The sequence below is a fragment of the Bradyrhizobium sp. KBS0727 genome, from assembly GCF_005937885.2.
GTDB lineage: Bacteria > Pseudomonadota > Alphaproteobacteria > Rhizobiales > Xanthobacteraceae > Bradyrhizobium.
Genome location: NZ_CP042176.1, coordinates 2,047,419 through 2,074,374, shown reverse-complemented (window position 1 = coordinate 2,074,374; position 26,956 = coordinate 2,047,419). Strand labels below are relative to the sequence as shown.

Annotated in this window: 31 protein-coding genes; 22 read left to right on the top strand and 9 right to left on the bottom strand. The window is 62.7% G+C overall.

What is annotated here, in order from left to right:
• Positions 1-100: 100 nt before the first annotated feature.
• Positions 101-1,471 carry a histidine kinase gene (locus tag FFI89_RS09545; protein WP_138834990.1) on the bottom strand — a complete coding sequence of 457 codons (1,371 nt, stop codon included), beginning with the start codon at positions 1,469-1,471 and terminating at the stop codon, positions 101-103.
• A gap of 189 nt (positions 1,472-1,660) precedes the next feature.
• Here FFI89_RS09545 and FFI89_RS09540 point away from each other — a divergent pair, with 189 nt between their 5' ends.
• From FFI89_RS09540 to FFI89_RS09510, 7 genes are all read left to right on the top strand, one after another.
• On the top strand, positions 1,661-2,281 hold the full coding sequence (locus FFI89_RS09540; protein WP_138834988.1) for a response regulator transcription factor: 621 nt from the start codon (positions 1,661-1,663) through the stop codon (positions 2,279-2,281).
• Positions 2,282-2,329: 48 nt separating this feature from the next.
• Positions 2,330-3,175, top strand: a complete 846-nt coding sequence (fghA, locus tag FFI89_RS09535; RefSeq protein ID WP_138834986.1) for an S-formylglutathione hydrolase — start codon at positions 2,330-2,332, stop codon at positions 3,173-3,175.
• Between the two features lie 192 nt (positions 3,176-3,367).
• Complete coding sequence (locus FFI89_RS09530) at positions 3,368-4,549, top strand: ABC transporter substrate-binding protein (protein WP_138834984.1); 1,182 nt, start codon at positions 3,368-3,370, stop codon at positions 4,547-4,549.
• A gap of 17 nt (positions 4,550-4,566) precedes the next feature.
• Positions 4,567-5,538 (top strand): YVTN family beta-propeller repeat protein, encoded by a 972-nt coding sequence (locus tag FFI89_RS09525; RefSeq protein ID WP_246669401.1) that lies wholly within the window; start codon positions 4,567-4,569, stop codon positions 5,536-5,538.
• Positions 5,535-6,353, top strand: coding sequence for an ABC transporter ATP-binding protein (locus FFI89_RS09520; RefSeq protein ID WP_138834980.1), 819 nt, complete (start codon positions 5,535-5,537; stop codon positions 6,351-6,353). The genes FFI89_RS09525 and FFI89_RS09520 overlap by 4 nt, the downstream gene beginning before the upstream one ends.
• Positions 6,350-7,198 (top strand): ABC transporter permease, encoded by an 849-nt coding sequence (locus FFI89_RS09515; RefSeq protein ID WP_138834978.1) that lies wholly within the window; start codon positions 6,350-6,352, stop codon positions 7,196-7,198. Before FFI89_RS09520 ends, FFI89_RS09515 begins: the two co-directional genes overlap by 4 nt.
• A gap of 50 nt (positions 7,199-7,248) precedes the next feature.
• On the top strand, positions 7,249-7,821 hold the full coding sequence (locus tag FFI89_RS09510) for a hypothetical protein (RefSeq protein WP_138836235.1): 573 nt from the start codon (positions 7,249-7,251) through the stop codon (positions 7,819-7,821).
• 19 nt (positions 7,822-7,840) lie between these two features.
• Here the strand turns inward: FFI89_RS09510 and FFI89_RS09505 are convergent, their stop codons facing one another.
• Complete coding sequence (locus tag FFI89_RS09505; protein ID WP_371722505.1) at positions 7,841-8,413, bottom strand: PQQ-dependent catabolism-associated CXXCW motif protein; 573 nt, start codon at positions 8,411-8,413, stop codon at positions 7,841-7,843.
• A complete protein-coding gene (locus FFI89_RS09500; RefSeq protein ID WP_138834975.1) occupies positions 8,413-9,297 on the bottom strand; it encodes a substrate-binding domain-containing protein in 885 nt (294 codons plus the stop codon). The genes FFI89_RS09505 and FFI89_RS09500 overlap by 1 nt, the downstream gene beginning before the upstream one ends.
• Before the next feature lie 235 nt (positions 9,298-9,532).
• Between FFI89_RS09500 and FFI89_RS09495 the strand changes: the two genes are divergently transcribed.
• Complete coding sequence (locus tag FFI89_RS09495; RefSeq protein WP_138834973.1) at positions 9,533-10,459, top strand: quinoprotein relay system zinc metallohydrolase 2; 927 nt, start codon at positions 9,533-9,535, stop codon at positions 10,457-10,459.
• A 56-nt stretch (positions 10,460-10,515) separates the two neighbouring features.
• Positions 10,516-11,340 carry a quinoprotein dehydrogenase-associated SoxYZ-like carrier gene (locus tag FFI89_RS09490; protein WP_138834971.1) on the top strand — a complete coding sequence of 275 codons (825 nt, stop codon included), beginning with the start codon at positions 10,516-10,518 and terminating at the stop codon, positions 11,338-11,340.
• 44 nt (positions 11,341-11,384) lie between these two features.
• On the opposite strand, the gene FFI89_RS09485 is transcribed toward FFI89_RS09490, so the two are convergent.
• Positions 11,385-11,690, bottom strand: coding sequence for a hypothetical protein (locus FFI89_RS09485; protein ID WP_246669491.1), 306 nt, complete (start codon positions 11,688-11,690; stop codon positions 11,385-11,387).
• Between the two features lie 149 nt (positions 11,691-11,839).
• Here FFI89_RS09485 and FFI89_RS09480 point away from each other — a divergent pair, with 149 nt between their 5' ends.
• Positions 11,840-12,217, top strand: coding sequence for a hypothetical protein (locus tag FFI89_RS09480; protein ID WP_168212845.1), 378 nt, complete (start codon positions 11,840-11,842; stop codon positions 12,215-12,217).
• Positions 12,218-12,254: 37 nt separating this feature from the next.
• Here FFI89_RS09480 and FFI89_RS09475 read toward each other — a convergent pair whose 3' ends face one another.
• The 3 genes from FFI89_RS09475 to pqqA all read right to left on the bottom strand — a co-directional run bounded on the left by FFI89_RS09475 (position 12,255) and on the right by pqqA (position 13,899).
• On the bottom strand, positions 12,255-12,491 hold the full coding sequence (locus FFI89_RS09475; RefSeq protein WP_138834967.1) for a hypothetical protein: 237 nt from the start codon (positions 12,489-12,491) through the stop codon (positions 12,255-12,257).
• 161 nt (positions 12,492-12,652) lie between these two features.
• The gene (locus FFI89_RS09470; RefSeq protein WP_246669400.1) at positions 12,653-13,411 is read right to left on the bottom strand and encodes a hypothetical protein; all 759 of its coding nucleotides are present in this window, start codon (positions 13,409-13,411) and stop codon (positions 12,653-12,655) included.
• 407 nt (positions 13,412-13,818) lie between these two features.
• Positions 13,819-13,899 (bottom strand): pyrroloquinoline quinone precursor peptide PqqA, encoded by an 81-nt coding sequence (gene pqqA, locus FFI89_RS09465; RefSeq protein WP_074817761.1) that lies wholly within the window; start codon positions 13,897-13,899, stop codon positions 13,819-13,821.
• Positions 13,900-14,181: 282 nt separating this feature from the next.
• Between pqqA and FFI89_RS09460 the strand changes: the two genes are divergently transcribed.
• From FFI89_RS09460 to FFI89_RS09445, 4 genes are all read left to right on the top strand, one after another.
• Positions 14,182-14,952 carry a MotA/TolQ/ExbB proton channel family protein gene (locus tag FFI89_RS09460; protein ID WP_138834963.1) on the top strand — a complete coding sequence of 257 codons (771 nt, stop codon included), beginning with the start codon at positions 14,182-14,184 and terminating at the stop codon, positions 14,950-14,952.
• A complete protein-coding gene (locus FFI89_RS09455; protein ID WP_138834961.1) occupies positions 14,949-15,581 on the top strand; it encodes a hypothetical protein in 633 nt (210 codons plus the stop codon). The genes FFI89_RS09460 and FFI89_RS09455 overlap by 4 nt, the downstream gene beginning before the upstream one ends.
• Positions 15,582-15,586: 5 nt before the next feature.
• Complete coding sequence (locus FFI89_RS09450) at positions 15,587-16,201, top strand: hypothetical protein (RefSeq protein WP_138834960.1); 615 nt, start codon at positions 15,587-15,589, stop codon at positions 16,199-16,201.
• 101 nt (positions 16,202-16,302) lie between these two features.
• Positions 16,303-16,548, top strand: coding sequence for a hypothetical protein (locus tag FFI89_RS09445; RefSeq protein ID WP_138834958.1), 246 nt, complete (start codon positions 16,303-16,305; stop codon positions 16,546-16,548).
• 26 nt (positions 16,549-16,574) lie between these two features.
• Here FFI89_RS09445 and FFI89_RS09440 read toward each other — a convergent pair whose 3' ends face one another.
• The gene (locus FFI89_RS09440; protein ID WP_138834956.1) at positions 16,575-16,973 is read right to left on the bottom strand and encodes a hypothetical protein; all 399 of its coding nucleotides are present in this window, start codon (positions 16,971-16,973) and stop codon (positions 16,575-16,577) included.
• Positions 16,974-17,325: 352 nt separating this feature from the next.
• Positions 17,326-17,961: a TetR/AcrR family transcriptional regulator gene (locus tag FFI89_RS09435; RefSeq protein ID WP_138834954.1), complete on the bottom strand. Its 636-nt coding sequence runs from the start codon at positions 17,959-17,961 to the stop codon at positions 17,326-17,328.
• Positions 17,962-18,196: 235 nt separating this feature from the next.
• On the opposite strand from FFI89_RS09435, the gene FFI89_RS09430 reads away from it, so the two are divergent.
• From FFI89_RS09430 to FFI89_RS09395, 8 genes are read left to right on the top strand one after another with little or no spacing between them, the layout of a single operon-like run.
• A complete protein-coding gene (locus FFI89_RS09430) occupies positions 18,197-19,510 on the top strand; it encodes an NAD(P)/FAD-dependent oxidoreductase (protein WP_138834952.1) in 1,314 nt (437 codons plus the stop codon).
• Positions 19,510-20,364: an ABC transporter ATP-binding protein gene (locus FFI89_RS09425; RefSeq protein ID WP_210249098.1), complete on the top strand. Its 855-nt coding sequence runs from the start codon at positions 19,510-19,512 to the stop codon at positions 20,362-20,364. The genes FFI89_RS09430 and FFI89_RS09425 overlap by 1 nt, the downstream gene beginning before the upstream one ends.
• Positions 20,361-21,155 carry an ABC transporter ATP-binding protein gene (locus FFI89_RS09420; protein ID WP_138834950.1) on the top strand — a complete coding sequence of 265 codons (795 nt, stop codon included), beginning with the start codon at positions 20,361-20,363 and terminating at the stop codon, positions 21,153-21,155. Before FFI89_RS09425 ends, FFI89_RS09420 begins: the two co-directional genes overlap by 4 nt.
• The gene (locus FFI89_RS09415) at positions 21,155-23,089 is read left to right on the top strand and encodes a long-chain fatty acid--CoA ligase (RefSeq protein ID WP_138834948.1); all 1,935 of its coding nucleotides are present in this window, start codon (positions 21,155-21,157) and stop codon (positions 23,087-23,089) included. The genes FFI89_RS09420 and FFI89_RS09415 overlap by 1 nt, the downstream gene beginning before the upstream one ends.
• Positions 23,089-23,961: a branched-chain amino acid ABC transporter permease gene (locus FFI89_RS09410; RefSeq protein ID WP_138834946.1), complete on the top strand. Its 873-nt coding sequence runs from the start codon at positions 23,089-23,091 to the stop codon at positions 23,959-23,961. Before FFI89_RS09415 ends, FFI89_RS09410 begins: the two co-directional genes overlap by 1 nt.
• A gap of 5 nt (positions 23,962-23,966) precedes the next feature.
• Positions 23,967-25,013: a branched-chain amino acid ABC transporter permease gene (locus FFI89_RS09405; RefSeq protein WP_138834945.1), complete on the top strand. Its 1,047-nt coding sequence runs from the start codon at positions 23,967-23,969 to the stop codon at positions 25,011-25,013.
• A gap of 31 nt (positions 25,014-25,044) precedes the next feature.
• The gene (locus FFI89_RS09400) at positions 25,045-26,205 is read left to right on the top strand and encodes an ABC transporter substrate-binding protein (protein WP_138834943.1); all 1,161 of its coding nucleotides are present in this window, start codon (positions 25,045-25,047) and stop codon (positions 26,203-26,205) included.
• An 11-nt stretch (positions 26,206-26,216) separates the two neighbouring features.
• Positions 26,217-26,954: an NAD(P)H-dependent oxidoreductase gene (locus FFI89_RS09395; protein WP_138834941.1), complete on the top strand. Its 738-nt coding sequence runs from the start codon at positions 26,217-26,219 to the stop codon at positions 26,952-26,954.
• The last annotated feature ends 2 nt before the right edge of the window (positions 26,955-26,956 follow it).

Here is a 26,956-nt window from a genome sequence, read left to right as displayed (position 1 = left end):
TACCTGCAAAAGGTCCGGATTCGAGCCGACCATCTTTCCCGACGCGTCGCGGGAAAAATTCCCGAAGCGTTGCCGCGCAAGCGGGATTGGCAGGACGGTTTCACGCGCGCGAACCGTTGGGAACAAGCGCTTCCACCGTCACGCCGCCCGCGTCGGACGCTATCGTGAGTGTGCCCCCCAGCGCCAATATCCGCTCGCGCATCCCGGTCAGGCCGAAGCCGAGCTTGTGATCCGGCTTCATTCCGCTGCCGTTGTCGCAGATGCGCACGCGCGCGAAGCCGCAATCTGCACGCAACCCCGTCGGCTGTTCGGCCGGCTCGACGCTGACATTGACGGAGGTCGCCCCGGCATGGCGGAAGACGTTGGTCAAGGCTTCCTGAATGACGCGGTAGATGGTCAACTCCGCGGTTTCTCCGGTCTCGCCGAGCGCGGGCGAGATCGTCGTTTCGATGTCCATGTCGGGATGCGATTCACCCCAAAGACGCAGCAAGGCGCCAAGCGCCTCGCGAAGCCCCAGCTCCGCGAGTCCCACGGGCCGAAGCCGCTCCAAAATCCGGCGGTTGAACTGCTGAAGCGCATTGACCTGCTCCAGGATCGCAGCGCCGTGCTTTCGTAGCGCGTTCGCATCCGGCACGCCGACTTCTGATAGCCGCATCAGCGCGCCGGCATGCGCGCGTAACGCAAAAAGATAGGGCCCGAACTCATCATGCAGTTCGCGGGCAATCTCCTTGCGCTCGACATCCTGGAGCGAGACCGTCCGCTCGGCGAGACGCCGCTTTTCCTCGACGGCATCGCCTAGAGTTGCCGCAAGGTGGTTCAACCTGGTACAGATCGCCGCCAACTCGGGTGCGCCTCCTGGCGTCACGCGGGTGCCGTAACGCCCGGCTTCGATATCCGTCATGGCTTGCAAAAGCGCCTTGAGTGGTGCCAACGCACGGCCGACGACCGCCATCGTGATCAGAAAGAGCGCCGCGGCGATGGCGGAACCGACCTCAAGCTGGGTCACGATGCCATCCCAGATCTCGGCCATCTCGTCATCGGGATGCGAGGTGATTACAAGCGCTTGCGGCTTGCCTCGGATCGTGATCGGCACGCTCACGGAGGTTTTCTCCGGGTGAACCAGGGCAACGAACCACGCCGGCGGCGAGCGGGCAACGGCATCGTCATCGGAACGGGCGGATGGCCCGGAGATCCCGGCCGCATCATCCTGCCGCGCAATGCTGACATGACGGAGCCGGCTCAGGTCGCGCACGATCTGGTTCAGCCGCGCCTCAGGGTCCGGCGCTTCATTCAGGCCGGCGACGATCGTTTCGACAAACTCGCGCGCCAGCCGGATCACGCTTTGATCTTCGGCCTGCACACGGGGCGTCGCCTCGACCACCAGCCGCGCAATGTTGATGGCCAGACCGAGCGCAAGGACGAATGCAAGAAGCAAATTGATCCGGGCACGCAGGGATAATTTCTGCCACATGACGTTTGTCCGCGGCCGCGTTGCATCCGGTTCCTCACCAAGAGGAACGTTGACAGACGATGAGGCGGCCATCTAATGGAAGCGTACAGCAACATCGCTTGGGTTGCACAATCGGTTGAAGGCAAGCCTGACACCGGCGCTCGTGCAACTGATGCGGTGCAGCAACGGGATGCATCGGAGAGCAATGCCATGCGCATTCTGATCGTAGATGACCATCCGATCGTCGCATCGGGCTGCCGTGCCGTTCTCGCCGACGAACCCGCCGTCGTGTTGCTGGAAGCCTGCGACGCCGAGAGCGGCGAGCGGGTCTTCGACACGGAGCGTCCCGACATCTGCGTGATCGACATCAACCTGCCGACCGTGTCGGGCTTCGAGCTGGCGCGGCGCATTCTGGTCCGCGATGCCTCCGCACGCATCATCATGTTCAGCATGAACGACGATCCGGTATTCGCCGCCCGCGCGATCGAGATCGGCGCCAAGGGCTACGTTTCGAAGACCGGCGATCCCCACGACCTCGTCGAGGCCATCCATGAAGTCGGAAAGGGCGGAGAATATCTGCCGCCCGCGATGGCACGGAGCATTGCGTTCGCCGGTCCGGGTTTTGCCCAAAGCCCGCTTTCGAAACTGACTACGCGCGAAATGGAGATATTGCGCCTGCTCAGCGCCGGCAAAAGTCTCTCCGAGGTCGCCTGGCTCGTTCACTCCTCCTACAAGACGGTCGCTAATACATCCTCGATCATGCGCCAGAAGCTTGGTGTTCGGACCTCGGTCGAGCTGGTCCGGTTCGCGATCGAGAGCGGCGTCGCCTGAAGCGCATGACGTCGAAAGCGTGGACCCCAAGGGCTTGAACTCAAAGGCGTGACCATGCAGACCGTTTCGCTCAACCGATCGTATGGCGGCACGCAAGGCGTCTACAAGCATGCCAGTCGCGAGACCGGGACCGACATGGTTTTTTCGGTTTACGTGCCGCCGCACCCCGACGGCGCGAAGCTTCCGGTGGTCTGGTATCTGTCGGGACTGACCTGCACCCACGCCAACGTCACCGAAAAAGGCGAATTCCGCGGCGCCTGCGCAGATCTCGGTTTGATCTTCGTTGCGCCCGACACCAGCCCGCGCGGTGAAGGCGTGCCCGGCGATCCGGCCAAAGCCTACGATTTCGGGCTCGGCGCCGGCTTCTATGTCGATGCAACGCAGGCGCCTTTTGACCGCCATTATCGCATGTGGAGTTACGTCACGGCGGAGTTGCCGGAACTGGTTGCCGCGCACTTCCCGGTCGATACCCAACGGCAATCCATCCTCGGCCATTCCATGGGCGGTCACGGCGCGCTCACCGCCGCCTTGCGCCATCCCGACCACTACCGCGCCGCCAGCGCCTTTGCGCCGATCGTGGCACCGTCGCGTGTACCCTGGGGGATCAAAGCGCTGGGCGGTTATCTCGGCAACGACAAGCAGGCATGGCGGCAGCACGATGCGGTGGCGCTGATCGAGGACGGCGCCAGATTCGGGGATCTGCTGGTGGATTACGGCGACGCCGATCCGTTTCTCGCCGAACAGCTTCGCCCCGAATTGCTGCAGGCCGCCTGCGACAAAGCCAGCATCCCCCTCTCCTTGCGCCGCCAGGCCGGTTACGATCACAGCTACTACTTCATCTCCACCTTCATGGGCGATCACCTGCGCTGGCACGCCACGCGCCTGAAGGCTTGAATTCGGTTGAAGCGATCGCGGCGCGCGCACCGACCGCGCTTCAATTCCGCGACGATGACAGCGCTCTCGAAAGCGTGATCTTTCGAACTCACGACGCATGGCGACCAAGGTGGGGTTGCAAGCTGCGAGAATTCGGTCATGTTTCCCGTCAAGCGCCTCTCCGTCAATCGACGAGGTGTATCGGGAGGAACCATGATCCGATGGTTGGTCGCTGCGATCGGCTTCTGCGTCGTGGCTACTCCTGTGCTCGGGGCTGAGCCCATCGAGATCGGCATCGGCTATCTCGGCCACGCCGGCGTCAAGGCAAAACTCTCGCTGGTCGAACAGCTGGCCGAGAATGACGGCGTGGCGGGAGCGCGGCTCGCCATCGAGGACAACAACACCACCGGCAAATTCCTCAATCAGCATTTTACACTGGAAGAGGTTCGGTTGAAGGACGGCGACGACGCCGCCAAGGCAGCGACGGCACTTGCCGGCCGCAACGGCTTCATCATTGCCGACCTGCCCGCCGACCAACTGCTGAAAGCCGCCGATGCGGTGCGCGAGCGCGGAACCGTGCTCTTGAACGCCGGATCGATCGACGATCGCCTGCGCGAAACGGATTGCCGCGCCAACATCGTCCATGTCGCGCCGACGCGCTCGATGCTCGCGGACGCACTGGCCCAGTATCTGGTGTGGAAGCAGTGGAAGCGCTGGTTGCTGGTGGCGGGCTCACACGACCAGGACAAGCTCTATGCCGACGCGCTGCGACGCGCCGCCTCGCGCTTTGGCGCCAAGATCGTCCAGGAGCGGATATTCGAGGACACTGGCGGCGCCCGCCGCACCGACAGCGGCGTGACCCTGATCCAGCGTCAGATGCCGGTGTTCACGCAAGCTGCGCCGGCCTACGACGTTCTCGTCGCCGCCGATGAAAGCGAAGTGTTCGCATCCTATCTGCCCTATCGCACCTGGGACCCGCGACCGGTCGCGGGCTCGGCGGGCCTGGTGCCGGCCAGCTGGGATGCCGCGCAGGATCAATGGGGCGCGGTGCAGATGCAAAACCGGTTCATGAAACTGAATTCACGACATATGACCGCGCTGGACATGCAGGCGTGGACGGCGGTGCGCATGCTCGGCGAGGCGACGTCGCGCACCAACTCCGGCGACGCCAAAACGGTATTCGACTTCCTGAAGGGACCGGATTTTTCGGTCGCGGCCTTCAAGGGACAGCGGCTGACGCTGCGCGACTGGAATTTGCAGCTTCGCCAGCCGATCCTGCTGGTCGATGGTCGCATGGTGGTCTCGGTTTCGCCGCAGGAAGGTTTTCTGCATCAGGTCTCGGAACTGGATACGCTCGGCGTCGATCGCCCGGAAACCAAATGCAAGCTGCACTGACAACAGAGAGGTTCCGCATGTGGCGTGGTTGTCTGCTCCCGGCAATGGTGGCGGCGCTCGCGGCCGCCTCGCCCGCGCATGCCTTCATGGCCTATGTGTCGAACGAGAAGAGCAATACCGTCTCGGTCATCGACACCGATAGCTGGACCGTGACCAAGACCATCAAGGTCGGCCAGCGGCCGCGCGGCATCGAGTTCACGCGGGACGGCAAGTTCGTGCTGGTCGCGGTCGGCGACGACGACAAGATCGAGGTCATCGACACCAGGACCCAGCAAGTGGTGGACTCCTTGCCCTCCGGCCCCGACCCCGAACTGTTCACCCAGGATGCCACCGGCAAAACCCTCTATGTCGCCAACGAGAATGACAATACGGTGACGATCATCGATCTCGAGAAGCGCGTGCGCCTCGGCGACATCCAGGTCGGCGTCGAGCCCGAGGGGATGGCGATCAGCCCGGACGGCAAAACCCTGATCAACACGTCGGAAACCACCAACATGGCGCATTTCATCGACACCGCGACGCGCCAGGTCGTCGCCAATGTACTGGTCGATTCGCGGCCGCGCTTTGCCGAATTCAAGCGTGACGGTTCCGAGCTGTGGGTGTCGTCGGAGATCGGCGGCACCGTGTCGGTGATCGACCCCGCCAAACAGGCGGTGACCGCGAAGATAACCTTCGAGATTCCGGGCCTGCGGCGCGAGGCGATCCAGCCTGTCGGCATCGGCATGACCAAGGACGGCAAAACCGCCTTTATCGCGCTCGGCCCGGCCAACCGCATCGCCGTCGTTGACGGCGCCAGCCATGCGGTGAAGAAATATCTCCTGGTCGGCCAGCGGGTCTGGCACATGGCGTTCACGCCGGAGGAAAAATATTTGCTGGTGACCAACGGCGTATCGAACGACGTCTCGGTGATCGACGTTGCCGCGCAAAAGGTCATCAAGACCATTCAGGTCGGCGAGCTGCCCTGGGGCATCACGATGGCGCAGCCATGACGACCTCAGTTGCACCCACTGGTCAGAATGTGCAGGACATCCCAGCTCCCGCTCACGCGGCCGGGACACAAGCGCTGTCGATCAGCGGCCTCAACCACAGCTATGGATCCCGACGCGCCCTCATCGACATCGATTTTTCCGTTGCGCCCGCGAGCTTCACCGCACTGCTCGGCCTCAACGGCGCGGGCAAGAGCACGCTGTTCGCTTTGGTGACGCGGTTGCTCGGAATTCAGGCGGGCCACATCGGCATTTTCGGCCATGACATCGGGCTGGCGCCAGGCGAAGCGCTGAGGCTGCTCGGCGTCGTATTCCAGCCACGAACGCTCGATCTCGACCTCTCGGTGATGCAAAACCTGCTCTATCACGCAGCGTTGCACGGCATCGGCCGGCGCGACGCACGCGCGCGCAGCGGCGAGGTGCTGACGCGCATCGGGCTGACCGATCGCGCCGGCAGCAAGGTGCGCGACCTTTCCGGGGGCCAGATGCGGCGGCTGGAAATCGCCCGCGCCTTGCTGCACCGGCCCCGCCTGCTGCTGCTCGACGAAGCTACCGTCGGGCTCGACGTCAAGGCCCGGGCCGATATCCTCAGCCACGTCCGGCAACTCGTCACCGAGCAAGGCATCGGCGTGCTGTGGGCCACGCATCTGTTCGACGAGATTGCCGCCGGCGATGACCTGGTGGTCCTCCATCAAGGACGAATCCTTGCGCAAGGTCCGGTCGCGCGCGTCATTGCCGAAACCGGCGCCGATAACGTCAACGCCGCTTTCATGCGCCTCACCGGCGCCGCGGCGTCAACCGGGAGCCCGGCGCCATGAGCTCCACGACCGTCCGCCCTGTCGAACGTGGCTTCTCGTTTGCGGAATATCTCACCTGCCTGAACGGCATCGTGTGGCGCGAAGCGCTGCGCTTCCTGCACCAGCGCGAACGCTTCATCTCGGCGCTGGTGCGGCCACTGGTGTGGCTTTTCATCTTTGCCGCCGGCTTTCGCCAGGTGCTCGGCATCTCCATCATCCCGCCATACGAGACCTACATCCTCTACGAGGTCTATATCGCGCCCGGACTGATGGCGATGATCCAGCTGTTCAACGGCATGCAATCCTCGCTTTCGATGGTCTATGACCGCGAGATGGGCAACATGCGCACCTTGCTGGTGAGCCCGCTGCCGCGCGGCTATCTGCTGTTCTGCAAGCTGCTCGCCGGTGTCGCGGTCTCGCTGCTCCAGGTCTACGCCTTCCTGCTGATTGCGTGGTTCTGGGACATAGCCCCGCCGCCAACAGGCTATCTCACGGTGCTGCCGGCGCTGGTGCTGTCGGGCCTGATGCTCGGCGCGCTCGGCATGCTGATCTCGTCCGGCATCAAGCAATTGGAGAATTTTGCCGGGGTGATGAACTTCGTGATCTTTCCGATGTTCTTTGCTTCCTCCGCGCTTTATCCGCTGTGGCGGGTTCAGGAAGGTAGCCCCCTGCTCTACTACGTCTGCCTGTTCAACCCGTTTACCCATGCGGTCGAACTGATACGCTTTGCGCTATACGGACAGACCAACTGGATTTCGCTGGCGGTGGTGGGCGGCTGCAGCGCGGCCTTCATGCTAGGGGCGATCTACGCCTACGATCCATCGCGCGGCCTGGTGCGCCGCGGACCTGCCGGAGGCGAGACATGAGACGGCGAATCCCAATCGGTGTCGCAATCGCCGCGTTGCTTGCGAGGTTGATGTCGGCTGACGTCTGCATGGCCGCAGATCCGCGTTACCCGGATTGGCCGTGTGCCCAGGCCAAGGTGCCGGAGATATCGCTCGCAGCGGTCTGGGCTGGCGCGCCGCTCGACGATGTCCAGGACAGATGGAAGGACGATGCCAAGGTGAGTGCGCTGGTGACGAAACTGGCCGCGCGGCGGCTGCCGCTCGACGAGGCCCAAAAGGCCGTCACGGAATATCTGACCGCTGCTGCGGCCGACAAGGCGACCCAGGGCAAACTGCTGTTCGCCGGCCTGTTCGATACCCTCAATGCGCAACGCTCGTCGGTCATGAACGGGCTCGAGCGGGTGATGCGCAAGCAGCGCGAGGCCGCGGACAAAATTCGCGCCGATACACTTGCACTGCAGGCGCTGCAGGATACGCCGAAGCCTGATCAGGCCAAGGTCGAGGAGCTCGGCAACCAATTGGTCTGGGAGACCCGAATTTTCGAGGATCGCCGGCGCGTGGTCAAATTCGTCTGCGAGGTACCGACGGCGATCGACCAGCGGCTGTTTGCGCTTGGCCGCACGATTCAGCAAGAAATGGAATAGCGAAGCCCGGCCGCGACGATCACCGCGGCGCCGGCGTGTCCTCCGCCGCCCGTGGCTCCGGTTGCGACTCCGCCAGCGGCAGGCCGGCGAATTCCCAGCCGTCGGTGCCTTCCGGGTACCATGCCACATTGCGATAGCCGTACGACAGGATTCGCTTGGCCGCATTCCAGGACATCCAGCAATCGGCCTGGCAGTAGATCACGAGCAGCACGGCGTCGTTGCCGCCGGAAGAGCGTTTTATTCCCTGCTTCAGATAGTCCTCGGTCGCGACCGACAACTTCCCGTAACCGGTATCCGGCAGCCATACACTGCCGGGAATGCTGAGCCGTGGCTTGTCGCGCCAGACCGTGCCCTCGGGAAGATTTGGCGGCCTGGGCGCGCGCGGCAACACGTCGATGAAGATGCCGGTCTTTGCGCGCCAGATCGTCTCGGCTTCGGCCGTGGTCAGAGCGCGCCCGCCGGCGAGCGTCGCGGGCACCGGCGCGCGGTAGTTCTCGGTACGGTATTGTTCGGGTTCGGGAGCGCGCTCCTGCGCACGGGCCGGAACCGTCGATCCGACCGTCGCGAGGACCAGGCCTGCGAGTACCCTCATCATGGCAGTTTTGTAGCGGTCTCCGAACCGATCGGCCGGTCGTTCTCGTCGAGCAGCGGAACGCCGAAGTCGAGCAGTATCTTGTTGATCGCCGGCTGATTTTCCTGGATCAGGCGATTGAGCAGCCGCTTCCAGTTCTGGTCGGCGGGTCGCACCCCCATGCCAATGCGAAAGGCCAATCGAGGTCCCGTCGTTTCCTTGACAAGCGGCGTGACGTGCAGCGGTGGGCTGGCCCGCTTGGCATAAAAGCCCGCCATCGGCCCCCACAGAATCCCGGCATCGATCGTACCTGACACCAGATCGCCGATCATCGCCTCCGCCGACGAGTCGAACCGCGTATCTATCATCAGAGGATAGGGTTTCGCATTCATCATCAAACCGTTGGCCGCCATGTTGGTGGCGGGCGGCGTGCCGGCGACGATCCCGATATGCTTGCCCTTGAGGCGTTCGTCATCCAGCGTGTTGACTTCGACGAGGCCGCTGCCCGGCTTGGCAACCAGCGCATAGGCCGTGCGGTAATAGGGATTGGTACCCTGGACCAGTTCGTCGCCCTGCGGAAAGCCCATGATGACATCGCAACGATGGGCGCCAAGCGTCATCCGGACGAAGCCGGTCGCCTGCGGAAAGTACATGTAGTCGAGCTTCTTCTGCAGCTTCTCCGCAAACAATTCGGCGAGCTTGTTCTCGAAGCCCTCGCCCTTCTCGTTCGAGAACGGCAGATTGCGCGGATCGGCACAGACGCGCAGAACCTTGGGATCGACCAGCTCGATCGACAGATCGCCGGTTTCGTTGATCTGCGCGAGCGCCGCACCGCGACCGAGGAGGATAGCGGCGGCGACAACCAGTGAAACCAACAGCCAGTGATGTCGTCCGGCATTTGTCATCGAAAGCTGTTGCACGTCACGCCCACCATGTTGCGAACCATCCATCGGCGTCGGCGATCGCAACGAACCGAAGTTCGGGTGAGCCGCAGACACTCAAAATGCTATGCTTCCCAATTGGGGCGTGCAACAGGAATAATCCTCGCGAAAATTTGCATCGTCTGTTGCGACGCAAACCAATCACGGCGACGGAACACGGAACGTCGATATCGCTTCATGGTGGCACGGAGGCAAAACCATGGTTCGCTGCGTGTTGATCCTCGCTTCGCTGGCGATGCTTTGGTCATCGACGTTGGCGCAGGCGCCGCAAGCCGCGTTACCGGTCCGCGAGATCGCTCCCGGCGTATTCGTGCATGACGGCGAGATCGCGCTGATGACGCGCGAGAACGAGGGCGACATCGCCAACATCGGATTTGTCATCGGCAACGACGCGGTCGCGGTGATCGATACCGGCGGCAGCGTTCGCGAAGGCGAGCGGCTGCTCGCAGCCATTCGCGCGCGCACCGACAGGCCGATCCGGTACGTTATCAATACCCATGGCCATCCCGACCACGTTTTCGGCAACGCCGCCTTTGTGGCCGATGGAACCGCATTCGTCGGCCACAAGAACCTGCCGCGGGCACTGGCGACGCGCGGGTCGTTTTACATCGACGCTTTCCGCCGCATCATGGGCGACGAATTGATCGATCCGGTGCGGATCGTACCTCCGACGCTTCTGGTCGACGGCACACTCAAGCTCGACCTCGGCTCGCGGACCCTGCTGCTGCGGGCGTGGCCGACGGCGCACAGCGACAGCGATCTCACTTTGTTGGACGAGCAGACCGGAACACTGTTCGCGGGCGACCTGGTGTTTCTCACCCACATCCCCGTGATGGACGGCAGCATTCGCGGGTATCTCGCCGTCATCGACGAACTTGCCACCCTGCCCGCGCAGCGCGTGGTTCCCGGTCACGGAGCTGTGAGCGCATGGCCGAAGGCGCTTGCCGACGAGCACCGTTATCTCCAGACGCTGGCGTCGGACGTTCGCGCGCTGGTCGCCGGCGGCAAGCCGATTACGGCTGCCGCCAATAGCGCGGCGGCTTCCGAGCGGTCGCGATGGGAACTGTTCGACGACTACAACGCACGCAACGCAACCGCAGCATTCTCCGAAATTGAATGGGAATAGGAAACGCAATGCCGTATATTGGCGTTGTTGCTTCCATATTCGCGAAGGGTCCGACCATGCCCGGAACTCATTTGCGCCTGCTCTGCATCGCCGGCCTGCTTGTGTTCGGCGCGCAGCAGGCGCCCGCGGCAACATCGGAAACCTATGATCCGTGGCCCGGCCTAGTTCAGGATATCTTCAACAACCGCCTGATGAACGACGGCAACGACGTGATTGCGATCGAGATGCCGTACCGCGCCGAGGATGCGGCGATCGTTCCCGTCACCTTGAAAACCAAGCTTTCGCCAGGCGATAGCCGCCGCATCGTGAGCATTACGCTGGTCATCGACCAGAACCCTGCACCGATGGCGGCGAAGTTCGAGCTCGGTCCCGGCGCCCGGGTGTCGGAAATATCGACGCGCGTGCGCGTCAACAATTATGGCGACGTTCACGCGGTGGCCGAGCTCAGCGACGGCAAGCTCTATGTGACGAAGACCTACGTCAAGGCGTCCGGCGGCTGCTCCGCGCCTGCCGCCAAGAATGCCGAAGAAGCCAACAGCCGGCTAGGCCAGATGCGCTACCGGCAATTCGCAAAACCCGGCGAAGGTCCGACCAGCGGCGCCCGCGAAGCCCAGATCATGATCGGCCATCCCAACAATTCCGGTCTGCAGATGGACCAGGTCACGCAGCTTTATATCCCCGCGTTCTTCGTCAACGAATTACGGCTCTGGCAGGACGACAGCCCGGTGCTGACGATGGAAGGCGGGATTTCAATCTCGGAAGATCCCAATATCCGCTTCACCTATGCTTCGAACGGCGCCAAGCGCTTTCGTGCCGAGGCCAGAGATACCGAAGGCCACGTGTTCCAGCGCGAATGGAATATCGACGCTTCAGGCATCTGACATCGATCGGCGCCACGCAGGACGGATTGCAGCGATGCCGCGCCTCAGAAGCACCTGACTTCGGCTTCGGCCTGGGCGCGCCTGAGATCATTGAGCGCGCTTGCCGCCTGCTCGGATGTACGGAACTGGCCGCCAAGATTGCCCCTGACCTGGGACATGCTCAGGACGGTCTCCGCGGTGACGTAGCGCTCATAGGGCACGAGCGATGCGACGACATCGATCGAACAAGAACATTGCTCGATCGCCTGTCGTGTTTCGCCATTCGCCTTCATGCAGCCGAACACATATTCGGAGCGAGCAGATGTGGGATAGTCGTTGTCGTCGGCGCGCGTCATGACGACCGCTGACATCAGCGCAGCCAGCGCGCCGATACTACGTCCGATCGATCCGGCAAACGTCATGGCCATTCTCCGACTGCCAAAGCCGCAAGCTATGCTATGATCGTCGTTCTGAAAAGAAGACGATCGCGGAAGCGGTTCAGATCTCTGAGGAGGCTACCATGTCGCGCGCGTGGAACGTCGTCGCTGTCTTGTCGATTGGCTTCACGATTTGCTTTGCGATTTCTTTGCCGGGCCAGCTCGCTGCGCAGGGCAAGGGAAAAGGCATCCGGTTGTGGAACCTGACCACCGCGACCATTTCAGGTTTTCAGCTATCGCCCGCCGGAAAAACCGACTGGGGACCCAACCAGACCCTGAATGACAGGGACAAGGAAGTCGACCACGACGAACGGCTGCGCATCACCGGTGTAGAACCGGGCCGCTACGATGCCAAGGTCAGCTACCGGGACTCACGGCAATGCCTGGTGCGCGATATTGAAATCAAGGCAGATGCGGTGTTCTCGATTTCGGACAAGGACCTGAAGGACTGCAACAAATAACCCGTAGAACAAATAGCCCGGCTGGAGCGACCCCGCTTCAGCCTGCGTGAGTTCGCGATCCGGCATCCGCTTTGTCATTGGTGTGCGGATATTCGCAACGCCATTTGACCGCGGTCCACTTCGGATGGTCGCCGACCCATTGTGCGATGTAGGGCGGCGCGGCGATGACGCATTGCGTCAATGAGCCACTGTAGGAAAACACCAGATGGGTGTCCTCGCAGGTGGTTGGAGACAGCACCGCACATACCGTCACAATCAGGTCGATCGGATTCATGCCTGACATCCTTCAGATCAATTTGCCTCGGAATGATTTGCCTCGGATTGATTCGTCAAAAACATAACACGCACAAATACGTAGCCGAGAGGTCGAGGTTTCACACCACCGTGAAAATGCGGGGTGCGCCCGCCCCTGAATCAGGCAGCGCCGACAAGGCTTTAGAAGTTGATCCCGAACACCAGTCGGGCCTGATGCCGCTCGAAATTAACGAGATCGAGGGAAGCTCCCGATCCGGCCGGACGCCCCCATGCCTGGACACTCCAGCTTGCGGTCAGCCGGGAGCGTTCCGACAACTGGAAATACGCTGTCGGGCCTATGAACAGCGCCTGGCCGGAAAATTCTTCCAGGCCTATTCCCTCATATTTCCGTAAGTATCGCGCCTCGCCACCGAGGAGAAATCCCGGACGCAACTGCGCCATCACGCCGAACGAGGCGCCGACTGTGGATTCCTGCTCGGCGGCTCCCGTCCCGACAAAGCGGGTCCACTCCGGCTGATAGATCAGATTGAGCGCCGCGACCACGACGTTGGGAACAATCTCCCGGTCGAAGGCCAAGGTGAGGTCCGTGCCATATTTGCGAACCGCCGCGGCTGTGGATTCATCGAGCCGATCGGCGTGGGGTTCGACCGCCACGGTCAGGCCGAGCGGAGCCGTTTCCCGGTCGAGAAACCGGTAGCGAAAATCCACCGACACTCCTTGCCATCCCAGTTGGCGGCGATCGTCAAACCCCGGAACGCCGTTGATATCGTGCGCGGAAAACGTGCTTCCCAGCTCGATACGGAAATCCTTGACGGGCACGAACTCCAGTTCGACTTGCTGGCCGCCCGCCCGGTAAGTTCCGCCGTTTTTGCCGAACCGTCCGGTCGTCTCGGTTTGAAACTCGCGCTCGCCGACACTACCGACGTCGGTGCCGATCATGAAGCCGAAGATATGCTCGGTATCGATGCCCTCGGCCCGAACGCCGGCCGGAACCAGCGCGGCGAAGCACAGGATGGCGGCCCTGATCGTTTTTGCGCAAATAGACATTCACACCAGAGCCAAGCAGCGGACAGAAGCGACAGCAGCGCTGACCGGAAGGCAGCCTAGCACAATCCGGAGCAAGGTCGCGAGCCATCGCAGCCGCTGATCGGAGCCGATCTGGCGGAAGACATTCGGTGGCGGTTTCTGGGATCGTTGCAGACCGCGGCGCGGAACAGTGCTTCTTCGTAGCAAGCCTTCGAAACAACTCCGGTAGCCTCAGCGCCATCGCGTAAGGCGAAGCGCACGCCTGCCCGGCTCGGAGCAGCAGACCGCTGTCGGAGCCGGGCAGATCGCCTTGATGCTGTCTACTTGCGCGCTGCGCAGGCGTACATGTTGATTTCCATGCCCACCGGCACTTCGACAACCTTCGGAGTTTTCCAGGTCATTGAGAGTCTCCCAAGTAGTTTGGCGCGAGGTCCGCACCGGCGTCGAACGTAGGGCCACCCCAGACGCTGCGCAAGTACGCCGGATGAAGGCAAGGCAACCGAAATTTCTCTCTTGGACAAAGTTAGTTCTCTCTTGGACAAGGTTGCGCGCGACAAAGGCACGCGGAGCGTGGAAGTGCTCGCACTCGACATATTTTTGAATGGATGTTGCAACGGATTCGGTTTGCCTGCCTCAACGGTATGTGGAACGCTCGGTCTCCTGTCCGATGTCGAGGTGCAAGAATGCCAACGACGAACGCGGATATTGATTCCTTCGGTGACCGTAGTCCGCTGCTGCGATGGCTGGTGTTTACCGGCCTTTGCATTTTTGCGTTCATTCTGCTGTGGCGCTTCGGATTGATACGGCAGATGGTCGCGAGCGATCGCACCTACATCTCATCCATCATCGGCTTGCTCTACGTGGCGGCGTCATTACACTGCCTGTGGCGCACGGTCGCGATCTCGCGCGAGGGCGACGCGGCACGGCGCGGTGGCGCCCTGATCGAGGCAGGATCAGGTCCGCTTCATATCGACGGCGACGCCGTTGTCGTCGAAGGCGCCGGCAAACTCCCGCGTGGTCTTGTCGCCGAACACATTCATGATCTGGCGGTCAAGGCCCGGCTGCAGGGACCGCGGCGCATCGATCAGACCCTGCTGCTGCGCGGACTTGCAGGACGGCTGCGCGGCTCCAACCAGTTCGGCGCCTTCGCCAGCGATACGCTGATGAAGCTCGGCCTGCTCGGCACCATCATCGGATTCATCATGATGCTGGCGCCGATTGCCGGCATGGACCCAGGCGATCGCAGCACCATCAGATCATCGATGAACCTGATGAGCGACGGCATGGCGGTCGCGATGTACACCACGCTTGCGGGCCTCGTCGGCTCGATCCTGGTCAGGATCCAGTACTACATGCTCGACGACGCGACCGCGAAGTTGTTCGCCTATGCCGTCGGCCTGACCGAAGTCCGCGTCGTCTCAGTGCTTGAAGACCGGCCAGAGGCTGCGGAATGATCGACGAATTCGGACTGATGCCGCAGGAAGAGCCGTTCGACCCGTTCGCGGTCATGCTGTTCAAGGCGCTGCAGGTGCTGGCGTTCCTGTTTTTCATTGCGCTGCTGGCGATTGCGCCCGAGGCCCGGGACGGCAAAGTCGACAGCAAGGCCGAATTCCTCGTGACGATGAGCTGGCCCGACCAGCACCCGGACGATTTTGATATGTTCGTGCAGGATCCGATCGGCAATATGGTCTGGTACCGCCGGCGCGAGGCCGGTTTCATGCTGCTCGACCGCGACGATCGCGGCGGCGCCAACGACTTCATCCTGGTCAACGGGCGCAAGGTGCTGTCGCCGATCCGCCAGGAAACGGTCAGCATTCGCGGTATCGTCGCCGGCGAATACACCGTCAACGTCTACCACTTCATCGCCATGGGCCATGAACCCGTCCCGGTCTCGGTGAAGGTCGAGAAACTCAATCCGACCGTTCAGGTCGTCTACTACGACACCATCATGCTGCAAAGCGCCGGGACCGAGCGAACCGCCGTTCGCTTCGCGATCGATGGCAGCGGCACGGTTACCGATGTCAACAGCCGCGAAAAATCACTGCTGCAGACATTGCGCAATCCACGCCGCAACGCGGGCTGACGAGGATGGGACTGCAGTCGCAAATCGTCGGTCTGTCGGTCGCCTATGTCGTGCTGGCGGCGCTGCTGCTTGTGGTCGTGCTGCGCGTTCGCGCGCCCTGGCCGCTCAAGGTCGCCGCCGTTGTCGTCACCAGCGTTTTTTATTGCGTGGCGTTCTTCCGCATCGAGGGCCTGCCCGGATGGTCGGCGGGTGCTCCCTTGCCGCCGCAGTTTCAACTTCTCTGGGCGCGGGTGGTCGATCCGAACCCGCTTGATCGGGATCCCGGCGCGGTGCATGTCTGGGTCGAGGAACTCGACGCCGCCAATATTCCGAGCGGTCAGCCGCGCGCCTACCGGCTACCCTATTCGCCGACGCTGGCCGCCAGGGTGGAGGCCGCGCGCGATGAAATCCTGAAGGGCCATCCGCAAGGCGGTCGCGCGGCCGATTACGGCACCGGCACCGGACAGGCCGCGCCCGAAGGCCCATCCGATGTCACGAAGCTTCGCCCCGCAGCGGCGCCCGGCGGCGATCCGACCGGCGGCGGGCCGCTCGATCTGTCGTTTCTGACAGGCGAATCCGGCAACATCGAATTTTCGGCGTTGCCCCCGCCTGTGCTTCCGCCAAAGGACGCGCCGCCCTGACCGGCAAATTCCAGGTTTCGGGTGGCCGCGCAAATCCCACCGTCGTTTAATCAAACGCTACTATTGGAGCCGTGTTCTAAACGATGGTTTGCGAGGCCGTCATGCGAGCTTTGTACGGTGGATTACTCGGCACGTTGGTCGTCGTCGGTTTGACGTCAGCAACGGCTGCGCAAGACACGCGTCCGGGTCAGGTCGCGCCGATCAGCACGTCGCCATCGCTGACCGGCAAGGAGCGACTCGGCCGAAAATGGATGGACGAGCAACGGATCGACAACTGCAACGTCCCGATCGACAAGCGGGGCGCGCGGCCGCGGCCGAGCACCTGCGCGCATATCCCGACCGGATGATCCACAACGACGGTCGCGACGTGACGTCAGACGCCACCGGGCTGAACGTAACAGAACACATACCGGGTACGGCTCAGGAATACGATGCCGTGCCCGGTCGGATTCGATTTGTCCCATTTGAGCTTGTTGTCGGGAATTTCAATTTCCGTTCCGATGTCGACGTGGGGCCGGCCACGCGGCTCATCCGGCCGATCGTCGGTCACGATCGCGTAGGTCTTCCCGTCCCTGACATGGATTTCATCGGCCCAATAGGCATCGGCTTCGCCGCAGCATGACGCGTTGGGAACGTCGGGCTGCATCAGGGCCTGATACCATTGCTTGACCGCGGGATCGACGGCGTCCCACTGTCCCAAGTCGCGCGCACTCGTACTCGCACCTGCGCCCAGGTAACCGAAAATACCCAGGCAAAGGACGATCCATCTCATCCCTCTGCTCCTCAAGTTGTTCCGGCAAGATCAACAAAGCAAACTTCGTGCCGCGGATCTCGCGGCCCTGAAATATCGAGGTTGGAGAATGGGTTGCCGTGGGAACGGCGAGACGACCGCACCCGGCGAAAGCATTGGTCGCCTTCCGCCTTGGCGAAAGCGCTGCTGTTTGCGGCAGCGGCCCGGAATTAGCACGTCAGATGGCGGCCGCGCCGACAGGTGCGATGGATCGTCCTCTGGACTTCGTTCCCGGGGCATTCGGCGGCGCCGACCGCGTCGCTCGTCCGCTTCATCGCCATGTCGCCGGCAAAGCATTTCGCCATCGAAGCCTTCGGCGAAGTTTCTTATGATGCTAAACCTTCTCGCGTCGGTTCGTCGCCATGGGCTTTGCGGCATCGCTCGGCGCGAACCCGTTCAGGAACAATTCGACCGCCGTGTCGGCGAATTCCTGCGGACCGATCGCTCCCTTGGGATCGTACCAGGTGTAGGTGAAGTTGATGATACCGAACAGGATCATCGTATAGATCTTCTTTGTGCGCTTGACGATCCGGCCTTCGGCGTCGAGCCTCAGCAGAAGATCGGTGACGATATCGACCAGTTGCCGTTCGAGATCCTTGATGGTCTGCTGCTCGTCCGCGTTCAGAAACGACAAATCATGAATCAGAACACGCTGTTCGTGCGGCGATTTGGCATTGACCTCGACAATCGCGCGAATGACGTTCTGAAACTGCGTCAGCGTCGGGCCGCCGGCGGCCACGGCGGTTTCGACGTGCTCGATCATTTCCCGAATATGCGCATCCAGGATTGCGAACAGGATCGCTTCCTTGGAGTCGAAGTAGTGATAGAGCGCGCCGCGCGACAGCTTGCAGGCGTCCGCAAGGTCGGCGATCGAGGCTCGCATATAGCCCTGGGCCGAAAACAGCCTGGCGGCATTGGTCAGGATACCCAGGTGGATACCGTCGTAATTCTCAGAGCGTGTTCGCGCCATGGCATGTCGTCCGCTTCAATTCAGCTTTAGCTCGTGTTCCCAAGGGCATGCTTAGCTGATTCAGCAGCCTTTATTCAGGCCGGGCAGCTTTCGTTTCCAAAAGGCGGCCGCACCGGGTCGAAATCTACCTTCCCCTTATCGCAAAAAATTGTTTGAACGGCCAGTCGGATTATAATACAATGATCTAAATCAAGGACAGCCCGGCTCAACCGTGCAGCACGCTTTGGGAGGTGAAATGACGGTCGTTCAAGCGGATGCTGTCGTGATCGGGGCCGGCGCCGGCGGGCTCTGCGCCGCCGCGCGGCTGGCCCATGCCGGGCTCCATACCATCGTTGTCGACGACAAGGACCGGATCGGCGGGCGCGCCTCGACCGAGCAGATCGACGGTTTCACCGTCAATATCGGCGCCATCGCGATCGAACTGGGCGGGGTGTTCGAGGAGACCTTCAATACCGTCGGCGCTCCCCTCGATATCCGCACGCCCGAACCCGCCAGCTCCTTCTTCATCGACGGCAAGCTGATCGACGTCGGCCGCGGCGGCTGGTCGCTGCTGCTCGGACAACTGACCAAACAGGCCTCGCGCATCCTGGAGAAATTTGCCGACGCCCGCTCCGGCAACCTCCCCGATGGTCGGCAATCGACCGAGGACTGGCTCAAGACCTACACCAGCAACGCGTCCGTGCACGCGATCTTCCGCAACCTGTGCGCGGCGATCTTCGCCTGCAACGCCGCCGAGCTGCCGGCGCGCGCCTTCCTGACCTACTTCACCAGCAAAGGCGCCTTCAAACGCTTCGGCTTTTGCCCGCAAGGCACGATCGGCGTCTGGAACGCGCTAGCGACCACGATCAAGCGCAACGGCGATGTCTGGCTGTCGACACCGGCGGTCGAGATCCACAGCAGCGATGGCCGCGTCGATGGCGTAACCGTCCTGCGCGACGGCCAAAGGATGCGGATCGAGACCAACCTTGTCATCAGCAATGCCGGCCCCAAGACCACCGTGGCGCTCGGCGGCGAAGCCGCCTTCCCGCCCGCTTATGTCGCGCAAGTGCAGACCGGCCTGCGGCCGGCGGCCAACATCGTTATCAATATCGCCAGCCGGGAGCCGCTGATCTCCCATCCCGGCATCGTTACCTTCGGCAAGACGCGGCGGCTCTGCAACATGGCAAACCTCTCGGCGACCTGCCCCGAGCTCGCGCCGCCAGGCTGGCATCTCTATGTCGCTTACGCGGTGCCGATCCCGGCGCTCGGCGATTTCGACGGCGATGCCGAGGTCGAACTGGCGCTAATGGACCTGCGCGAGCAGTTCCCGAACTTTGCCCAGGCCAAAATCCTGTCGATCCGGGTGATGCGCGACGACTGGCCGGCCCAGCGTAGCTGCGCCGGATACGACCTGCCGCGAGAGACCGGCATTGACGGACTGTGGTGCGTCGGCGACGCCGTGAAGCAATATGGCAATGGCGGCACGCAGGCCTGCGCGGAAACGGCGAAAATCGTCACCGATGCGATCCTTGCGCAGCGGCCGCGCCTGCCCCGGTCGAGCCACGCGTGATGCCGACAGCGATCCCGACGCAGGCAACAATCAGCGGCGCAAAGACGGCGCCCGATCCGTCGTGCCTGCTCGAATTCCGCAACATCCGCATCGTCTATGACAACGCCATCGAGGCGATCCGCGACGTCAGCATAGCCGTCCCCGAAGGCGGCATCGTCGCCCTGCTCGGCTCCAACGGCGCCGGCAAGTCGACGCTCTTGAAGGCGATGTCGGGAATTCTCTACACCGAGGAAGGCGTGCTCGAGAACGGCGCGATCCGTTTTCGTGGCCAGGACGTGCATCACCTCGCGCCCGATGAACTGGTACGGCGCGGCATCGTCCAGGTGCCGGAGGGCCGCCGGGTGTTTCCGACGCTGACCATCGACGAAAACCTGCAGATGGGCGGCTACACCAGGACCGCCGCCGAGGCGCGCGATCGCCGCGAAAAGGTATTCGCACTGTTCCCACGGCTGTTCGAGCGCCGCGACCAGATCGCGGGCTACATGTCCGGCGGCGAACAGCAGATGCTGGCGATCGGGCGCGCCTTGATGACCAATCCGGTGCTGCTGGCGCTCGACGAGCCGTCGCTCGGCCTCGCGCCGCTGATCATCGACCGCATCTATGAAGTGATCGCCAAGCTGCGCGACAAGATGAAGATGACGGTACTGCTGGTCGAGCAGAACGCGCAGCGCGCGCTCGATATCGTCGACTACGGCTACATCCTGGAGACCGGCCGCGTCGTCCTCGACGGCTCCGCGAAGAAGCTCGCGGCCAATGAGGACGTGCAGGAATTCTATCTTGGCGTCTCCAATTCCGGGCGCAAGAGCCTGCGCGACGTCAAGCATTACAAGCGGCGCAAACGGTGGCTGTCGTGACCGACCTGCTCAGAATAGAGAACCTCAGCAAGCGTTTCGGCGGCCTGCAGGCGGTCGCCGATGTCAGCCTTGCGGTGAATACAGGCGAAATCTGCAGCGTGATCGGCCCGAACGGCGCCGGCAAGACCACTCTGTTCAACATGATCTCCGGCGTGCTGCGGCCGAGCGGCGGTCGCATCGTGTTCGACGGTACCGACATGGCCGCCGTCTCGCCGTCGCGCTTCGCCGCCAAGGGCATTGGGCGGACTTTCCAGAATCTTGCGCTGTTCAAGCACAGCACCGTGGTCGAGAACATCCTGACCGGCCGGCATACCCATCTGCGCTCCAACGTGCTCGATGCCGTGATCTTCTTCGGCCGCACCCGGCGCGAGGAAATCGAAGCCCGGCAGCGGGTCGAGGAGATCATCGAATTCCTCGAGATCGAGCATATCCGCGACGCCATCGTCGGCACCCTGTCCTACGGCCAGCAAAAGCGCGTCGAACTGGCGCGGGCGCTGGCCTGCGAGCCGAAACTGCTGTTGCTCGATGAAATGGTCTCGGGCATGAACCAGGAGGAGACCGAGGACATCGCCCGCTTTGTGCTCGATATCCGCGACGAGCTCGGCATCACCGTCCTGATGATCGAGCACGAGATGCGGATCGTGATGGACATCTCCGACCGCGTTCATGTCCTGAATTTTGGCCGCAAGATCGCCGAGGGGGCGCCGGCCGAAGTTCGGCGCGATCCGGCCGTGGCCGAAGCCTATCTCGGCGGCCATCGCGCCGAATCCGCAACCCAGGTGGGTGCGTGATGTCGGTCCTCGAAAGCCCGCGCACCGAACATCCGCCGCTCCAATCCAGCTCGGCGCGGACATCGTCCGCGGCCGACATTAATTCCCTGCAGACGGCGCTGAAGAACGCCGCGATCACCATTCCACAACTGCTGCGTCAGCGCGCTCTGATGCACGGCGACAAACTGGCGTTGCGCGAAAAGGACTACGGCATCTGGAATCCCTATTCCTGGAGCCATTACTACCAGACCGCACGCACAGTCGCGCTTGGCCTGCTTTCGCTCGGCCTCAAGCCGGGTGACCGCGTCGCCATCGCCGGCGAGAACACGCCGGAATGGTTTTACGCCGATCTCGGCGTCCAGATGATCGGCGCGGTCGCGGTCGGTATCTATCCGACCAACCCCTGGGTCGAACTGCAATACATCGTCCGCCACTCCGGCTCGCGGGTCGTGATCACCGGCGATCAGGAACAGACCGACAAGGTGCTGGACGCGCTCGCCAACAATGACGGCCTGCCGGCGCTCGAGGCCATCGTGTGCATCGACACCAAGGGCCTGCGGCAGTACCGGCAACAGCAGTTGATGTCGTTCGAGAAGCTGTGCCAGCTCGGCCAAACCTACGCCCTCGAGAACCCCGAGGCGAACGCGACCCTCGACCGCCTGATTTCCCAAGCCTCGCCCGACGATGTCTCGATCCTGGTCTACACCTCGGGCACCACGGGTCCGCCCAAAGGCGCGATGCTGACGCACCGGAACCTGGTCTATGCCGCCTATATCTACGCCGAAGCCGTCGGGATCGCCGACAAGCCGTTCGAAGCCGTGAGCTATCTGCCGCTGTGCCACGTTGCCGAACGCTGTTATGGCGAGGTCACCCATCTGGTGCTCGGCGGCACCGTCAGTTTTGCGGAATCGATCGACACCGTCGCGCTCAACATTCGAGAGATTGCGCCGACGTTTTTCGTCGGCGTGCCCCGCATCTACGAGAAACTGCAGCAGGGCTTCCTGTTCCGGCTCGGCGAAAGCGGCCGGCTGCGCCAGCGCTTTGTCAAAGCCTGCCTTGCCTGGGGCCGCAAGCTGTCGGACCGGCGGCAGGCCGGAACCGCGGCATGGTTCGATCACCTCAGCTACGCACTGCTTTATCTCGTGTTGTTCCGCAACATCCAGCGCCATCTCGGCTTTGCCCGCAGCCGTCACCGTCTCTGCGCCGGCGCGTCGATCTCGCCGGAGACGCTGCGCTTCTTCGACATCGTCGGCCGCCGGGTTTCGCAGGGCTACGGACTGACCGAAAGCGGCGGCGTCGCCTTCATCCAGACCGGGAGCCATCACCGGCTCGGCGGCTGCGGCCTGCCGCTGCCCGATACCGAATGGAGGCTCGACAGCGACGGCGAGATCCTGCTGCGCAATCCCGGCGTCTTCAAAGGCTATTTCCTCGATGAAAAGGCCTCGACCGCCATGGTGGAGCCCGGCGGATGGCTGCGCACCGGCGATATCATCGAGGTCCTGGATAACGGCGAGATCACGGTGGTCGACCGCAAGAAGGCCATCATCATCACGGCCGGCGGCAAGAACGTCGCACCATCAGAGATCGAGAACGCGCTCAAGGACTCGGAATTCATCAAGGAAGCGATCGTGGTCGGCGAGGCCAAGAAATATCTCGGCGCGATCATCCAGGTCGACTTCGACAATGTCGGCCGCTGGGCCCGCGACAAGGCCCTGCCCTACACCAACTACAAGTCGCTGTCGCAGCTTGCCGAGGTGCACGAACTGGTCGAGCGCGTCGTCAACGAAACCAACAAGCGTTTCGCGCGCGTCGAGAACATCCGCCGCTTCGCCATTCTGGAAAAGGAACTCGATCACGACGACGGCGAGCTGACCGCCACGCAGAAGGTCCGCCGCGCCTTGATCGAGAAGAAGTTCGCGCGCGAACTCGCCATCATCTACCAGGCGGAGGGCTGATGCAGTACCTGACCCAGCTCCTGATATCCGGCCTTGCGATCGGCGCCATCTACGGCCTGATCGCGATGGGCTTTGCGGTGATCTACAAATCGACGGGTCTCGTCAATTTCGCACAGGGCGAAATGACCATGATCACCGCCTACATCGCCTGGACCATCTCGACCACGGTGAGCGGCAACGTGGTCGTGGTAGCGCTCGGCGCCATCCTTGCCGCCGTCGTGCTCGGCCTCGTGATCGAGCGGCTGGTGATGCGGCCGATGCTGGGCGAGCCGGTCTTTGCCACCGTCATGGTGACGATTGGTCTAGCCGTGATCCTGCGCTCGTCGATCAATTTCATCTGGGATGCCTACCCGCACGACCTGGATATCGGCGTCGGCCGCACCATCGTGCGGATCGGCGGGGTCGGCGTGCGCACCGGCCAGATCGCCGTCATCGCCACGCTTCTGGCGCTGCTCGCCGCGATCTGGGCGTTCTTCCGCTACAGCAAGATCGGCGTCGCGATGCGCGCGGTCGCCGCCGACGACCGTACCGCCCTCTTGATGGGCATCAGCGCCACCCGGGTGCACGCGCTGGCCTGGGCTGCCTCCTCCGTGATCGCCGGCATCGGCGGCGTGTTCTTTGCGCTGTCCTATGATCTTTCGCCGGCGATGTTCCAGCTCGGGCTGAAGGCGTTTCCGGCCACGATCCTGGGCGGCCTCGACGCCGTGCTCGGCTCCGGGCTCGGCGGGCTCCTGATCGGGATCACCGAGAATCTCGCCGGCGGTTATGTCGGCTCCGGCATGAAGGAAGTCGCGGGCTTTGCGATGATCATCGTGGTGCTGATGATCCGCCCATTCGGCCTCTTCGGCGAACGCGACATCGAAAGGGTTTAGCAGCGATGCGCACCGGTGATTTCAAGCAGACCTATGGCGAACTCGTCACGCTGGTGGATTCGCCGCCTGTATGGCTGTGGTCGGCGGTGCTGGTGGCGGCGCTGATCGCGGCACCATTCGTGCTCAATTCCTATGCGCTGTCGTTCCTGATGATCATCCTGATCACCGCGGTCGGCGCGTTGGGGCTGAATATCCTGACCGGCTACACCGGCCTAATCTCGCTCGGCCATGTCGGCTTCCTCGTCACCGGCGCCTACGCCTATGCGGTGCTGGTTTCGAAATACCACATGCATCCGCTGATCGGCTTCCTCGGCGCCGGGGTCGTGCCGGCGCTGGCCAGCCTCATCGTCGGCGCGCCGTCGTTGCGACTGAAGGGGCTTTATCTCGCCATCACCACGCTGGCGTTCTCCTTCATCATCAACACCGTGATCCTGGAAGCGCGGTGGCTGACCAACGGCGCCCGCGGCATATCGGTGCAGCGGCCCGAGATTTTCGGTCTCAGTTTCGACAGCGATGCCGCCTTCACCTATCTCTGCCTCGGCTTTGCCGTGCTCACATTATTCGCCACGCTCAACATCCGCCGCAGCCGGGTCGGCCGCGCGTTTGTCGCAATCCGCGACAACGACACCGCCGCTCGCGTCATGGGCATTAACCTGCACGCCTACAAGCTGTTCGCCTTCGTCACCTCCGCCTTCATCACCGGCCTGGCGGGCGCGCTGTACGGCATCTACCTGTCCTTCGTCAGCGTCGAGGGCTTTCCGTTCCTGCTCTCGATCGAGGCGCTGGCGATCCTGATCGTCGGCGGGCTCGGCTCGGCGCTCGGCGCCGTGCTTGGCACCATCCTGATCGTGCTGCTGCCGGAAGCGACGCGGCTGGTGTTCAGCCTGTTCAGCACGCAGATGGACGCTACCTTCACGACCGGCGCGCAGGAACTCAAGAGCATGCTCTACGGCCTCGTCATCATCCTGTTCCTGCGCTTCCAGCCGCGCGGGCTGGTCGGCGCCTGGCACGACATCCGGCGAATGTGGGTGAACTGGCCGCTGCGTTACTGACAAAAAAGCAATCCAACCGGAGGAGGAAACAATGATCAAATATCTGGCGACCGCGTCGCTGTTGCTCGCGGGCGCGTATCTGACGACCGGCCCCGTGCTGGCCGCCGATCCGGGGATCACCGACACCGAAATCCTGATCGGCGACGTCGAACCCCTGACCGGCCCGCCGGCGCTGCTCGGCGTGGCCGCATCGATCGGCCACAAGATCGCGATCGCGGAAGCCAACAACGCCGGCGGCATCAACGGCCGCAAGATCAAATATGTGCTCGAAGACGACGGCTACGTCACCGCCCGCACTATCCAGGGCGTCAAGAAGGTGATTGACGTCGACAAGGTGTTCGCGATGCTCGGTATATCCGGCTCTGGTCAATCCATCGCCGTGATGCCGGTGCTGGAAAAAGCCGGGATCCCCACCGTCATCGACGTGGCGCCGGTCAAATTCCTCTGGGAACCGCCGCGCAAGAACGTGTTCGTGGTCGGGCAATCCTACGAGGAAGGTATCATCCACCTCGTCAACTATCTCGCCGACAAGAACCCCGGCAAGAAATGGGGCCTGATCACGCAGGACGACGATTACGGCATCACCGTGCGCGACGGCTTCGACACCGTGGTCAAGGCCAAGAAGCTCAACGTAGTCTACAGCGGCAACTACAAGAAGGGCCAACAGGACTTTTCGTCCGACATGCTGCAACTCAAGGATTCCGGCGCCGAGGTGTTTTTGGCCGGCGGTATCATCGGCGAGAACATCGCGATGATGAAGGAGCTGGAGAAGCTCAACATCAAGCCCGTCGTAGGCATCTTCTGGCCCGGACGGGTCGAGCCGGTGCTGAAACTGATGGGACCGGCGGGCGACGGCATCTATGCCGTCGATTATGTAGAACCGTTCGCTGGTCCCACCGGCAAGGCGTTTCTGGAAAAGGCCAAGGGCCTGCTTCCGGAGGCCGAGATGAAGGGCATCAACCGCTACAGCATGACCGGCTATGCCGCCGCCAAGGTGCTGATCGAAGCGATCGGACGATGCGGCAAGGAGCCGAGCTGGGCCTGCACCATTGCGGAGCTGGAAAAGACCAAAAACGTCCAAACCGGCGTGATGGCGCCTATCAGCTTCGGCCCTGGCGTCCGGTTCTCGAACCAGAAGCTGCAGATCATGCAGTCCGAGTTCTCGACGCTGAGTTTTAAGCCGGTGAACTAGGATAAGCTCCGATGAAGGTTCTGATCGTCTTTGCCCATCATGAGGCGAAATCTTTCAACGCAGCTCTGCTGGCGCGGTCGGTCGAGGAACTGACCGCGCAACAGCATGAGGTCCAGATATCCGACCTCTACGCCATGAACTTCAATCCGGTCGCAACCGCAGCCGACTTTCACCAGCGGCGCTTCCCGGACGTGCTGCAGTACGACCGGGAACAGAAATATTCACACCAGCATCAGTCCTTCAGCGACGACATCGCCGGCGAGATCGAGAAGCTGCTCTGGTGCGACATGCTGATCCTGCAGTTTCCACTGTGGTGGTTCTCCGTTCCCGCCATCATGAAAGGCTGGATCGACCGCGTGTTCGTCAACGGCGCGGTCTATGGCGCCGGCCGGCGTTACGACACCGGAGGCCTCAAGGGGCGCCGCGCCATGGTGGTTACCTCCACCGCCGCTTACGAGGGCATGTGCGCGCCTGACGGACTGGTCGGCGCGCTCGACGTCGTGCTGTGGCCGATCCAGAACGGGGCGCTGGCCTATGCGGGCTGCGATGTGCTGCCGCCTTTCGTGTCGTGGAATGTCAATTTCGTCGACGAGGCCACGCGCCGCTTCTATCTCGACGGTTATGCCGCACGCCTGCGCACGCTCGAGGCCACCGCGCCGCTGTTTTTTCATCCTTTGAGCGATTTCGGCGCGGACTGGCGCCTCAAGCCTGGTGTCGAGCCGCGCGCTGCAGGTCAGCGCAACTCCTGAGC